Origin of the sequence: Yaniella halotolerans DSM 15476 (genome assembly GCF_000420805.1) — a bacterium.
Taxonomy (GTDB): domain Bacteria; phylum Actinomycetota; class Actinomycetes; order Actinomycetales; family Micrococcaceae; genus Yaniella; species Yaniella halotolerans.
Genome location: NZ_ATVQ01000001.1, coordinates 329,765 through 343,291 on the forward strand (window position 1 = coordinate 329,765; position 13,527 = coordinate 343,291).

A 13,527-nucleotide genomic window follows, 5' to 3' on the forward strand; every position below is an offset into this window, starting at 1 on the left:
CTCGAAGGGGACGCAATGGTTTGACGATGAAGCACACTGAAATGAAACGGATCCGAGGAGGTGAAATCAATGTCCCATACAGTCACCGCACCAAGCGCTAATTTGTTGGCCGATACGATCTTTGCCAACGGCCTCGGTGCCCACCCCGAAGGTCTAGTCTCTGAGGACGATACTCCTGATCCAACACAAGAACTCTTGCCCTTGCGTCAGCGGATGTCGTCGACCATGCTTACTGCACACGATGCGGTGGATGACAAGCTCGGTTCCGAATTAGCCACGTTCACCCTTGCAGAACTCCAGGCGTTGCGAACGCAGATCACGTTGCGCGAGAAGCAGCTGTTGACCCATGAGCCCACCGATTTATTCGCACCAATTGACCCGAAGGACCATGGATTCGTTGATTCTGTTGTTCCCGATACAGCGACACGAGAAGATACTGCCTGCCCACAATCGGGAAAACTTTCCTTGGCAGAGTATGTACAGATTCAAGAGGAGAACACCGATCTTGCCGAGATTGTCAGTACCCGGGCCACAGCAGATTTGGTCCAACATTTACGGAAACCGGCAGTTGCGCTGAAGATTCCCGGACAGCTTCGTGGACAAACTCCTTTATCCGCCGCGATTTCGTTCGTCGCCTCCACGTTACGACTGACTTTTGCTGCGGTGGACAAGCGGATCACAGCTGCAGCTGGCCTGTGGCCACAGATGAATTATCGACAGACAAAGCTCGAGACTCCGCGCTTAGCTGCACATCTTGAACAAGGGCGAATCCCCCTGGAGACTGCTGCTGTTGCCCAGCAGAAGCTATCCGATATCAGGCAGGCTGTGCGCAGGGCAGGCGGGGACCAAGCAACCGCTGACGATTTAGTTGCACAAAAGGAGCGGGAATTCGTGCACCACGCTCTACGCAACAATCCACACACCTTTTCACGCTATGCAAAATCGCGCAGCGACGCCGTCACGAATAGCCTTATCGGCCCGAAGAAACCTCTGACCGATGATCAGTTCAAGCATGAAAAAGGCATCTTCTATGACGGTCCCGTCGGCGATACACTGCATCGCATCACGGCGATTGTTGACGAGGGCGAACTGCTACATCTCAATGCGATCAGAGAACTGGCGAGCAAATTCCATTCAACGGTAGCGAAGGTTGCGCCACAAAACGACCAGCCCTCGCCCAGTGCAGCTCAGTCCTCCACCGATGAGACTGCTGACTCCGACGAAGTTACCGGTGATCCTCGAATTACACCGGCTGATGTCGACCTGGGCCTCGCTAAACTCTTCGACGGTCGGACCAGCGCTGAACGCTGGCTGAACACGATGATGGATTTCCTATCCGCCGGGTTAATCCTGCGGAAAACCTATGCCCCGAAGGCTACCGAAGCAGAACAGCAAGACCACGACCAAACGCTACAAAAGGCCGCCAAGCACTCCGAAGTGTTAGCAGACCTTCTCGGTTTCGAACCACGGGAAGACGCCGATACCGACAGCTATCCTCCTGACGGTGCGGTCCCTCCGAGATCAGGCCCACTGGCACCGCTGGTTCCGGCTGGATATCAACTGCTACACCCAAATCTCGAGGTAATCGTTGAACTGTCGCTCCAAGATCTGATTGGGGCACATGCTCCAGCTTCGGTCGAGGAAACTCTACACACGGGTGACAAAACAAACGAGATTTCCAAAATCGTCGAGTTGCTCAAACAACCACATCACACAAACGCGCCACCTACAGGATCGCCCGGCCATCTACAGATCGACTACGGGCTTGCCCGACAACTGGCCTGCACGAATAACATTATTCCGATGGTCGTAGGATCGGCCTCACAACCCCTCGATGTAGGACGTTCACAACGGCTCTTTCCGCGGGCGATTCGACGAGCACTTCATGTTCGCGACCGTGGTTGCGTCGTCCCAGGCTGCCCTATCCCAGCCGTGTGGTGCGAGGGTCACCATATCGTCCCTTGGGAACTTGGCGGAACAACACAACTGACCAATGCAGCCCTGTTGTGCCGTCATCATCACGGCGCTTCCCACAAGCAATTGCTCTACGTACATATGGAAGCTGACGGGATCCCGTCAGTGAGCTTGCCCAGGTCAATCGATCCCACGGAAACACGATATCGCAATGTTTTCTGGCAAAAATAGTGCCGACGGCACCGGTATAGAAGTTGTGGCTAGGAGATTTTCTCATCCAGCCATTCGAGGGCTTCCTGGACCCCCGTGCGCCAGCGAAAAGTTGCGCGCTTTTCACCACGCGTCGGACCGCGGTTGATAATCCCGATGGGTTTGCGATTTCGATCGGCTTCAAGCAGTATCCGATAACTGCTCATGACAGCTAGGGAAGAACCGGCAACGATCAATGCACCCGAAGACTCCAACAATTCACTAATGGCCTGCTTGCGCTGGCGGGGAACGACTTCTCCGAAATACACGACGGTTGGCTTGAGCTTATCGGAGCCACAATTCAAACAGTTCACCATCGTGAATTTGTCGACCCATTGTTGTGGAATACGCGCATCACCGTCGGGATTGATATCGGCCTCGGCAATATGCCAGTCGGTTGCCACACCCCGATTGGCCTCATGCAGGCGACGGCCAAATGCCTCACGTCGTTCCTTGACACCACACACCAGACATTCAATTTCATCCATTGAGCCGTGTAGGGCAACCACTTGGTCCGGCGCTGTTGTGCGGTCCAGTTGGGCATCGATATTGTGCTGGCTTCGCTGATGTAAGCCGTCAACATTCTGGGTCACCACACCAGATATAACGCCCGCTGCATTCCACCTGGAAAGAATGTCATGCCCAGAGTGCGGCGTGGCATCATACATGTGCTGCCACCCGACAAAAGACCGCGCCCAGTATCGGTGCCGCGCTGCGTCATCGTGCAGAAATTCCTGATAGGTCATGGGCCGCGAATGCCGAAGCGAGCCCTTGGGACCCCGATAATCTGGGATACCAGAATCGGTAGACATGCCAGCCCCAGTGAGAATGAGCGGCTTGAGTCTGAGGAGTTGCCCGATGCCGGTGGATGCCACCTGGACGTTTTGATAGGGCGCCATATCGTCGATGACGCGCTCCACTGACCGGATGGCAGCCTGATGCGTTGCGTAGGCTGGATGATCCTCTGAAAGTGAAGACGACTCGAAAGAAATCGGCCGGTCAGACGATCTCGTCATCTCACCGTGCCGATCTTTCAAGCCTCAGGGAGCCCCTTCGAGAAGAGCGCCTACGAATAGGATGAGTCCTCGTCGTACCCATCATCGTAGGGATCATATTTTTCCGCGTGTTCGGCGTACTCGTCGTGCTCGTCCTGATTAGGTTTCTTTGCGGATAGCTCTCGCTCCAGTGCTGCCAAGTCGGTAGCTGGCGAGAAGTACTTCATGTCCCGTGCCTGACGGGTTGCCTTTGCCTTTTGACGGCCGCGCCCCATGAGCGTGACCCCCTTCGCGGTCTCTGTGTCCTCAATAGCGGCAACATAAGGCCCATGCTGCCCTCGAGGTCTCTTTTTTGTAATGGTTCGTGCTTACCAGGTTAACATGTTTGAGTAGAGTTCGCCCCCTGCCAGCTAAAATATGTCTGGTATAACCAGGGCGTTCGCTCTAGGATCAGCTAACATACCGGCAGAACCTCGGTGACGCTGTGCCAAGGCATGGCCAACGAAGACGATGAATACTGCTGTCAGGAAGGATGATGGACCGGCATGACCCCAGCCGATAACCACCCCAACTCGGACCAAGGTTCTCCGCTGTCAGCTGAAGACCACGCGACCCCGACTCGACGGCAGCTCCGGCAGCAACAAGAGCGTCGCTCACGGCGAAACTCATGGATCATCTTCCTATCGGTACTTATCGTCATCCTCGCCGTCGTGATGTTCTTCGTTTACAGTTTCAGCTCCTCCGATAACAACGGTGCCGAGCAACCCGAAGAAACCACCACGCGCAACCCCTCCCCGGGGCTAGATGGCATCATCGCCACGAATGTTTCTCCGGAAAACTTCCTGGCCGGCGATTGCCTAGCCAATTACACCGATGCTGGAAGCCCCGCCGACATCGTCGAGTGCTCTACTCCGCACAATGCACAACTTGTAGGACGTCGTATGCATTCGCAAGAGATGTCCTACCCCGGTGAAGAAGAACTACTCGAAAGCGCTGAAACCTTCTGCGCGGACATCACCTTGTTGGAAAACACCCAGGCGACCTACTCGATCAATACGTCGCGGCCCTCGCAGTACACCTGGGAGAACGAAGACGACCGTCGAGTCGACTGCATCGTGTCGACCAATGACGAAGCCAATTTCACGGAATCGCTCGTCGAAACTCCTGAGGTGGACGACCAGCGCTCCGAGGATGAGCAGGCCGAAAGCCCGCTAGAAACTGCCGACGACGCAGCCGCCGATGGTTCCGAGGACGACGCAGAATCTGCATCACCCACCGAGGAAACCACCGACGACGCGTCCTAGCACTCGGGGCCTTTAGCCTTCCGCGTGCGCCGTACCCAACGTGATGCCCTCAGCGTCAGCATCGACCGTGACTGTGTCGCCATCTATGACTTCGCCGGCAAGGATCTTCTTGGCCAAATTATCGCCAATTTCGCGCTGTACCAGGCGCCGCAATGGGCGGGCGCCATAGGCAGGGTCATATCCGACCCTGGCCAGCCATTCGGTTGCCGCAGGTGTCACCTCGAGACTGAGACGACGCTGCTGTAGTCGATCGGCCAGTTGTTCGATCTGCAGGTCCACAATCGAGACGAGGTCCCGAATGGTCAGCGGATCGAAATGGATCATGTCATCGAGTCGGTTGAGGAACTCCGGTTTGAACGCTGCACGGACAGCAGCATCAACCCGCGCGTGTTTATCCGCTGCCTCGAACCCGGCGTCTACCAGGAACTCAGATCCGAGGTTCGAGGTCAGGATCAAGATCGTGTTGCGGAAGTCCACGGTCCGACCCTGACCATCGGTCAATCGGCCGTCGTCGAGCACCTGCAGCAGGATATCGAAGATTTCCGGGTGCGCCTTCTCTACCTCGTCCAGCAGTATGACCGAGTACGGACGACGCCGCACAGCTTCGGTCAGTTGGCCTCCTTCGTCATACCCGACATAACCGGGAGGCGAACCGACCAGCCGTGCTACCGAGTGCTTTTCGGAGTACTCAGACATGTCTATACGGACCATGGCACGATCATCGTCGAATAGAAATTCAGCCAATGACTTCGCCAACTCTGTTTTCCCGACACCCGTTGGCCCCAGGAAGAGGAACGAACCGATCGGTCGATCCGGATCGGAGACCCCGGCACGCGAGCGCCGCACCGCATCGGACACGGTTTCCACAGCCTGATGTTGTCCAATGAGGCGACGGCCAAGCTCGTCTTCCATGTGCAACAGCTTTTCCTGCTCGCTCGAAAGCATCCGCCCGGCCGGAATACCGGTCCAGGCTTCAATGACCTCGGCGATATCTTGTGCAGAAACTTCTTCGGAGACCATGGTCTCTTCAGCACTCAGCGTGTGATCGGCAGCTTCGGCCGCTGCGAGATCCTTCTCCACTTGCGGAATTTCTCCGTAGAGAATACGTGAGGCTTCGGCAAGGTCGCCCTCACGCTGAGCCCGTTCTGCGGCTGAGCGTAGATCGTCGAGCGTAACGCGGAGGTCACCGGCCTTGTTCAGGGACGCCTTTTCGGCCTCCCACTTCGCCGTCATCCCTGCAAGCTCTTCCTTGGTGTCGGCCAATTCTGCACGAAGGGCTGCTAACCGTTCGATCGAAGCAGCGTCTGTCTCGCCTTCTAGGGCCAGTTCCTCCATGGTCAGCCGATCAGCTGCACGGCGAAGTTGGTCCAGCGCCTCGGGCGCAGAATCGATCTCCATGCGCAAGCGTGACGCTGCTTCGTCCATCAGATCAATGGCTTTATCAGGAAGTTGACGGCCGGTGATGTACCGGTTCGACAGATTCGCTGCGGCAACCAGTGCGGTATCGGTGATCGCGACTTTGTGGTGTGCTTCGTAGCGCTCTTTCAGTCCGCGCAGAATCGCAATCGTGTCGTCCACGGATGGCTCGCCAACGTAGACCTGCTGGAAGCGACGTTCCAGGGCCGGATCTTTTTCAATATTTTCTCGGAACTCGTCCAACGTGGTGGCGCCGATCAGTCGCAACTGACCACGCGCCAGCATCGGCTTGAGCATATTACCGGCGTCCATGGAGCCTTCAGCAGCGCCTGCACCAACGACGGTGTGCAGCTCGTCAATGAACGTCACGATCTCGCCGTCGGCCGCAGCAATTTCCTCGAGCACTGCTTTGAGGCGCTCTTCGAATTCGCCGCGATACTTCGCACCGGCAACCATAGCTCCCAGGTCCAAGGAAATAAGGCGTTTGCCGCGCAGCGATTCGGGTACGTCGGAAGCAACAATCCGTTGTGCGAGACCCTCGACGACGGCCGTCTTCCCGACTCCCGGTTCGCCGATGAGCACTGGATTATTCTTGGTGCGGCGAGACAATACCTGGATAAGGCGACGCACTTCGGCATCTCGACCAATAACGGGATCGAGCTTGCCCGAGGCAGCTATCTCAGTCAGGTCCGTACCGTATTCCTCGAGCGACTGAAACGTCGCCTCTGGATCCTGAGACGTAACCTTCGTCTCCCCGCGTACCGACTTCATGGCAGCGCTGAGGGCTTGTACTGTGGCTCCTGCGTCACGGAGCGCTTGTCCTGTGGCACCGGTATCGGCGGCCAACCCCAGCAGCAGGTGCTCGGTTGACACGAACTGGTCCTGGTTGTTTTGCGCCTGGGTTTGGGCAGCTGAAATAACGGCGAGGCCGGTGCGAGACAGTTGTGCTTCAGCTACCGACGAGCCTGATGCTTTCGGTAGTGCAGCAATCTGGCTGGACGCCCCCGTAGAGACCGCATCTGGATCAACGTTGGCGGCTTTGAGCACTGCGACCGCTACGGATTCGCGTTGGTCCATCAATGCTTTGAGTAAATGCGCGGGTTCAATCTGCGGATTCCCTGCGGTGGAGGCGTTCATCGCCGCAGCAGAAAGTGCCTCCTGGGATTTCGTGGTGAATTGGGTATTCATCCGTACTCCTTGCCCCCGGTCTCCCGGGGCTCCAAAAACTAAACTTGAGTCTACTTAACTCAACCCATTTTTGGTGAGGAATATTCCGACATCTCACACCGAATATTATTCAGCCGTTGGCTGGTCAGAGGCCTCGGGGCTCGGTGAGGCACTCGCCTCATCCTGGAAAGTTTCCTGTAGCTTCTCTGCTTGCGCCCCAAACATCTCTTCGGCCTGGTCCATCGAAACTTGTTCGGCACTCATATACGCGTGATACGTACCGTTGACCGATGCGCCTCCCACGGCCAAGGTCTCCGTTTCTTCACCGTCAAAGATTTCCAAGTGCACTGCATCCAGGCCCGGCACTTTGGTGAAGACGGCTTCCGCATCCTCAACTTCTTCAGAGGTCAGCGTCTCGCAGGCGTTGGGGATCTTCCGGTAAATTGACATCGGTTCGTCAGTATTCACCGTTTCGAAAATCAGAGTTTGCGCGGACGCCTGGGTGGCCTCAGGACTCTGCTCAGCGTCACTATTATCTGATGGCATCTCTTTGACAAATTTCGCGGAGATCCCGGCGACAGCCGGTCCGCTATAAGAGTTGAGTTCATCGAGGAGCTCTTTACACTCGCCGGTCGGACTGAAATCGGTAAGCGTCAAATACATGCTCACCGGTTCGTCCACGAAGCCTTCTACGGGTGGGTCTTCCGGAGCGCCCATCAGCTCGGCATCGGTCACCAGGGCTTGCGCGTACTGCTCAAGGTCAACCGTGGGCGCTGTTGGGGCTGCCGTCGACGTGGCACCCTCATCGGGCCCTGTGCCCTGTTCGTCGGAACCCTGGCCAGAACACCCGACCAGCCCCATGCCGCCGACTGCCACGAGTGCCGCCATCTGAAAAGCTTTGCGTTTTACTACCATCACACCTCTACGATACGACCAATCTGCTCTAGCCAACAGCTAAGCTCGAATGTATGTCAAACCGCGCCGCCGACTCGAATAGCCCGCAGACGCCGTCCAACGCCGAGACGACAGCGGAAACTACCGAGCAAAGACCCCCGTCGTTGGCCCGCCGTGCCGCCAGCGCGGCGATACCAAAGGTTGCACCTAAGCGGCCGGAACGGACCTACTACAAGCCGCGACCAACATTCTGGTTCGTTATTCGGCGCACGTGGGGGCGGGTTATTGAGATGCAGGTGTGGGATCTTGCAGCAACGATGACGTTCTACCTCGTGCTGTCGCTGCTGCCCGGGCTCATTGCGCTGACCTCCATCGTGACACTGATCGACTTCACCGAAGAAACCATCTGGACGATCGGAGAATTGGTCAACGACCTGATCCCCGCGCTCGAAGCATCGACGGTGGTCGCGACACTATTGAACCTGGTCGACACCCCCGGCGGCGTCACAGCACTCACCCTGGGGCTCATCGGGTCGCTCTACTCGGCGTCCAATGTCGTCGCGGCGTTTCACCGAGCCATGAACCGACTCTATGACACACGTGAGGGACGACCATTCATCTACTTCCGGCTCGTGGTGTTTATTGAAACGCTCGTGTTGCTGATCGCTTCTCTGGCCCTGGTGCTACTGGTCGTGCTGGGCGGTGACTTTTCCGTGCGTCTGGGCCAAGCCCTCGGCCTGACCCAAGAAACCGTCGCGACCTGGAATCTTTTGAAATGGCCCCTGATCCTGTTGGTGCTGACCTTCCTCGTCTCGCAGGCGTTCTACCGAGGACCCAATATTCTGCGCCCGCGCTACCGCATCGTCACCACGGGAGCGACCTTTGCCGTCGTCATTCTGTTCTCATCCCTGGTCTTGACCGGCTGGCTGTTGGAACGCGTCAGCATTTTCGAACGGCTCTTCACGACCGTCAATGGCATTCTGTACGTCATCTTGATGATTTGGGTCGCGTTCATCGTGATGCTTGCAGCCGCTGCCTGGGACGCAGAAATGCTACGTGCCCGTCAACTAGCCTCTGGCTACCCTGCCGGTCAAGAACTGCAATTGGCAACCGAGCACACGTGGGTATTGCGCAAGCTCGACGCCGAATCAGCCAACCGACGCCGCATCTCAGCGATCGTCGTCGACAGCTACCACAACGGTGAACCTATCACGACACCGAAAACAATGCAGTTGAGCGAATCAAACTCGATGTGGGCAATAAAAGAACCCGGCTACCGGCCGTCAACGGGAACCCCATTTCACGGGGAACGTCACAGCGGGTAGCCGGGTCGAGTTCTTTTACCAGCAGCCTGCACTAGGCGGCTTTCTTGGCCTCTTTTCGCGCAGAACGGGCAGCCTTACGAGCTGCTTTACGTTCTTCACGCGCAGTTTCGGCTGCATCCTGCAGCACTTTCTGCTGTTCGTCGCGTGCAGAATGGATCGCTTCAACTTTCTGATCCTTGGCATCGTGAATCTTGGCCACACGACGTTTCGCGGCCTTCTTGCGACGTGAGGTGGTGTTAACCGTCGAATCGACGATCATGCTCAGACCTGCGCCCAGCATCCAAACGTCCTTGGCAACAGGGGTACCATCCGAGCTTGGACGAACGCCGTCATCCTGAGTCATGCCCGGAGTGTTCAGGTACATGTTGAGCAATCCGGCTGAAAACGCACTCAGCACCGAACCAGCCAACCAGCCTGGAACTTTTGGAATCAACTGTGCGGCGCCAACACCAATCTCGGTAAAGGCGATAAACCGACGGAATGCTGCGGGCGACATATCGGCCAAAACGGGTACACCGTTCGCGGCCATTTGCTGCAAGCCCTCAGCATCTTCCTCTGAGAGGCTGAGCTTTCCGATACCGGAGTTCAGCACAAAAGCACCGGTGGTCAAACGTAGCGGCAACTGAGCCAAGCTCATAAGTCTTCCTTCCATTCGGGAGTCGTTATCCTTAACTGTAGTACTTCTAGCCTCAATTCCAATACGTTCTACGTGCGCTGCGCCCAGACGATACAGTCCTGAACCGTTATGCGCCGTAATTCGTGGGTCCAACAACCTTGCACTACGATAGGCATGCACCACGAATCACGTTGCAACCACCACGAGAACGCTGAAGAAAACTCACTATGTCTGCTGATAATTACTCTGACCACCCCGAAGATGTTACCGAGGAATCGGTGCCGTCGGGTTACCGCAAAATTGCCACCCCCGACGGGACGAAGATCGTTCGTGAGGGTCCGGTCTCGTTCGTGCGTCGTGAACTGTCCATGTCGCCCAATAGACAACGGCTCTGGGACGACCACCTGGGGACCACTATTTTACCCGTGACCAGGTCGTTTGCAGACACGTCCGTGGCCCCAGAATCACATCTGGACATCGCACAGGTATGGGGCCAAGACGCTCCACTCATCGTCGACGTCGGCGTCGGACACGGCGAGTCCACCTTCGCCGGTGCCGTCGCACACCCTGATAAAAACTTTCTGGCCGTAGAAGTGTACCGCCCCGGTCTGGCGAAACTGCTCAACCGTGTGGACACTGAAAACGTGACCAATGTACGAATGGTTGAAGCGAACGCACCAGAAGTGTTGGATCACATGCTGGGCGCCGGAACCGTCAGCGAGGTGTGGGTCTTCTTTTCCGACCCCTGGCCAAAGAATCGTTATCACAAACGTCGGCTCATCCAACCCAAATTCCTGGACCGCGTTGCACGGGTGCTGACCGACGACGGCATACTTCGATTAGCTACCGACTGGTCACACTATGCCCACCAGATGCGCACCACACTGGATGACCATCAAGCGTTCGAGAACTTATACCCTGGCCGACTAGCTGGCGACGACTCGCCGCTAACACTGGCACGGGCTCACGGCACCGATGACGGCAACCCGCAGCAATGGGAGGACGCCTTGGATTCTCTTGGCGGTTGGGCGCCACGCTTTACCACCCGACCGATCACAAGTTTCGAGGCAAAAGCCCAGCGGGCAGGCCGTTACATCTTCGACCTTGCCTACCGGGTCCGTGCCTAAGGTGCCGTAGAAGCGGCGGCCAACCAGGTACGCAAAATACTCTCGGCGGTTGCCGCCAGGTTCTCCGCGGTCTCGGCAAAAGCTGCTTCCAGACTCTGAGGTTTCGGGGTAATACCGAAAACAGCGGTAATCCCGTGGGCGTAACTCGTGCTAGCACCTTCGCCTACCGATCCGACGACCGCGATCACCGGCTTATCGGTGCGGCGAGCAACACCGACGGGCACTTTGCCTGCCAACGACTGGCCATCCAGCTGTCCCTCACCGGTAAGAATCAGATCGGCCTGTGCAGCCAAATCGTCAAACCCAACCGCATCCAACACCGCATCGATGCCGGGTCTCAACTGGGCACCGAAAAACGCATACATCCCCGCGGCAAAACCACCCGCGGCTCCCCCACCGGCAATAGTCGTGACGTCTACTCCGACGTCGCGGTCAATGATCTTTGCGGCGTGTGCCGCGCCAGACTCGAGACGCTGGACCATGGCCTCACCGGCGCCTTTCTGTGGTGCGAAAATCGCTGCGGCCCCATTCTCGCCCAGCAGTGGATTGTCAATATCGGTCATGACAGTAATCTCCGCCGGACACCGCAGCATCGAAACGTCAATGGAAACAATGCGTTGCAGCGTCGCACCCGTTGGCACAAATTCTTGACCGGCGTCGTCATAAAATATTGCACCGCAGGCAGCCGCGGCGCCACAGCCCAGGTCGTTGGTGGCTGAGCCGCCCGCCCCAATCGTCAGGTTCTGGGCGCCGAGATGATTGATCAATTCGCCCACCCCGTACGTTGTGGTGGTTTCTGGGTTCGGCTGTGTCGTCAGGGGGAGCCCCGCCGCGGCAGCCATCTCAACCACGGCCCCGTCGGTGAGCTGGCCGTAAGCGGCGGTGACCGGTCGGTGTTCTGGCCCGGTCACCTCCAGTTCGCGCCATTCACCGTTGGCTGCCGTCACCAGTGCGTCTACGGTGCCTTCTCCCCCGTCGGCCATTGGAATAGCGGTCAGGTGAGCAGCTGGTGCAGCTCGACGAATCCCTACGGCCAGGGCACGCGCAGCCTCGATTGAGCTCAGCGACCCTTTAAACGAATCGGGTACAAGCAGAATATTCAGTGGGTTGGTGGTGGAATCGGGGGTATTGGTCATACGAAGAGTCCCAGCAACCAGATGAAGATAATCGAGGTGACGCCCATAACCCCGGTGGTTAGCGTATGTGTTCGGTAGCCTTCCTGGACAGACAGGTTGCCAAAGCGGGTCACGACCCAGAAGTAGGAGTCATTGGCGTGTGAGACGGTCATCGCCCCGGCCGCAATGGCCATGACGGCGAGCGCTACCTGAATATCGGACTCCAGGCCGAGCGTGCTCAGCAACGGTGCAACAATGCCTGCGGTGGTCACAATAGCTACCGTCGATGAGCCCTGGGCAGTCTTGAGCACTGCGGCCACAATAAATGGGAAAAAGAGACCAATGGACGCGAACCCAGGAGCCACTTCAGTGATGTAGTCGATCAGCGGGCTGGCAGCGATCACTGCCCCCAGTACCCCACCTGCACCGGTAATAAAGAGGATCGGGCCGGTCACGCGCAACGTGTCTTCGGTAATGTCTTGCAACTCCGACATACGACGCTGACGGCCCAATACGATCAAGGCCACGAGGAGACCCAGCACAAGTGCGATGATCGGAATTCCGAAGAACTCGAAAAGTTCTGCGGCGAGCCCTTCCCCACCCGACATGGTCACAACCGAGCCGATAGCCATCGCAATAATCGGGACGGCGATCGGCATAAATGACAAGAACTTACTGGGAAGCCGACCGTAGGATTCGCGCAACGCTTCGTACTCGGCTTCTACGTCCTCGTGGGTAATTTCTTGGTCTTCAACGGTGCTGACACGTTTAGCCCAGCGTGTCGCCATGAAATACGAAACGGCCAGGGCTGGAATCGAGACGAGGAAGCCCACGCCAATCACCAAAATGAGGTTATCGCCCAGGCCCATGGTGCTGGCCGCTGCGATGGGGCCCGGGGTTGGTGGGATGAAGACGTGTGAAATATATAGTCCCGAGGCCAGGGCGATTGTCATTGATGCTGATGCCGTGGCGGTGCGCCGGACCAGTGCCCGTCGAATGGGGTTCAGCACCACGAATCCGGAGTCACAGAACACTGCGATCGAGACAATGAAGCCCATCAGCTGCGTGGCCAAAACCGGGAACCGTTTACCGATGGTGTTGACCAGTGCGTCCGCCATCTGGAATCCGCCACCGGTTTTTTCGAGAATGAGACCAATCAGTGCACCAAGGATGATGACGATACCAATCGAGGTGAAGATCCCTGAGAAACCCTCACCGATCACCGTGGCGATGCCCGGTGTCTCGTCATCCTGATCCGTCAGCGGAATGCCCGCGAGCAGTCCGAAAGCTAACGCGATCGCTAAGATTGCCAAAAATGGATGAACTCGCCACTTTGAGATCATCAAAATCATCACCGCGATAGCGACAAAAAACGCGATGAGTAGTCCTAGTCCACCCATGGACT

The 13,527-nt window shown here is 57.2% G+C and carries 11 protein-coding genes; 4 read left to right on the forward strand and 7 right to left on the reverse strand.

The window, feature by feature from the left end:
• Positions 1–69 precede the first annotated feature (69 nt).
• The gene (locus tag G583_RS0101610; protein ID WP_022869447.1) at positions 70–2,145 is read left to right on the forward strand and encodes an HNH endonuclease; all 2,076 of its coding nucleotides are present in this window, start codon (positions 70–72) and stop codon (positions 2,143–2,145) included.
• Between the two features lie 29 nt (positions 2,146–2,174).
• Here the strand turns inward: G583_RS0101610 and G583_RS0101615 are convergent, their stop codons facing one another.
• The gene (locus G583_RS0101615; RefSeq protein ID WP_022869448.1) at positions 2,175–3,179 is read right to left on the reverse strand and encodes a Sir2 family NAD-dependent protein deacetylase; all 1,005 of its coding nucleotides are present in this window, start codon (positions 3,177–3,179) and stop codon (positions 2,175–2,177) included.
• A gap of 50 nt (positions 3,180–3,229) precedes the next feature.
• Entirely contained in the window at positions 3,230–3,433 is a 204-nt protein-coding gene (locus G583_RS0101620; RefSeq protein WP_029629171.1) for a DUF3073 domain-containing protein, read from the reverse strand.
• 270 nt (positions 3,434–3,703) lie between these two features.
• Here G583_RS0101620 and G583_RS0101625 point away from each other — a divergent pair, with 270 nt between their 5' ends.
• Complete coding sequence (locus G583_RS0101625) at positions 3,704–4,462, forward strand: hypothetical protein (protein ID WP_022869449.1); 759 nt, start codon at positions 3,704–3,706, stop codon at positions 4,460–4,462.
• A 12-nt stretch (positions 4,463–4,474) separates the two neighbouring features.
• On the opposite strand, the gene clpB is transcribed toward G583_RS0101625, so the two are convergent.
• Positions 4,475–7,066 (reverse strand): ATP-dependent chaperone ClpB, encoded by a 2,592-nt coding sequence (gene clpB / locus G583_RS0101630; protein WP_022869450.1) that lies wholly within the window; start codon positions 7,064–7,066, stop codon positions 4,475–4,477.
• 105 nt (positions 7,067–7,171) lie between these two features.
• Positions 7,172–7,963 carry a hypothetical protein gene (locus tag G583_RS0101635; protein WP_156832027.1) on the reverse strand — a complete coding sequence of 264 codons (792 nt, stop codon included), beginning with the start codon at positions 7,961–7,963 and terminating at the stop codon, positions 7,172–7,174.
• Between the two features lie 50 nt (positions 7,964–8,013).
• Between G583_RS0101635 and G583_RS0101640 the strand changes: the two genes are divergently transcribed.
• Positions 8,014–9,264 (forward strand): YihY/virulence factor BrkB family protein, encoded by a 1,251-nt coding sequence (locus tag G583_RS0101640; RefSeq protein WP_022869452.1) that lies wholly within the window; start codon positions 8,014–8,016, stop codon positions 9,262–9,264.
• Between the two features lie 31 nt (positions 9,265–9,295).
• Here the strand turns inward: G583_RS0101640 and G583_RS0101645 are convergent, their stop codons facing one another.
• The gene (locus G583_RS0101645) at positions 9,296–9,901 is read right to left on the reverse strand and encodes a hypothetical protein (protein WP_022869453.1); all 606 of its coding nucleotides are present in this window, start codon (positions 9,899–9,901) and stop codon (positions 9,296–9,298) included.
• A 206-nt stretch (positions 9,902–10,107) separates the two neighbouring features.
• Between G583_RS0101645 and trmB the strand changes: the two genes are divergently transcribed.
• Positions 10,108–11,007: a tRNA (guanosine(46)-N7)-methyltransferase TrmB gene (gene trmB / locus G583_RS0101650; RefSeq protein WP_022869454.1), complete on the forward strand. Its 900-nt coding sequence runs from the start codon at positions 10,108–10,110 to the stop codon at positions 11,005–11,007.
• Here trmB and G583_RS0101655 read toward each other — a convergent pair.
• Positions 11,004–12,143, reverse strand: coding sequence for a glycerate kinase family protein (locus G583_RS0101655; RefSeq protein ID WP_022869455.1), 1,140 nt, complete (start codon positions 12,141–12,143; stop codon positions 11,004–11,006). The two genes, trmB and G583_RS0101655, sit on opposite strands and share 4 nt — an antisense overlap.
• Positions 12,140–13,522, reverse strand: coding sequence for a GntP family permease (locus G583_RS0101660; RefSeq protein WP_022869456.1), 1,383 nt, complete (start codon positions 13,520–13,522; stop codon positions 12,140–12,142). The genes G583_RS0101655 and G583_RS0101660 overlap by 4 nt, the downstream gene beginning before the upstream one ends.
• Positions 13,523–13,527 lie beyond the last annotated feature (5 nt).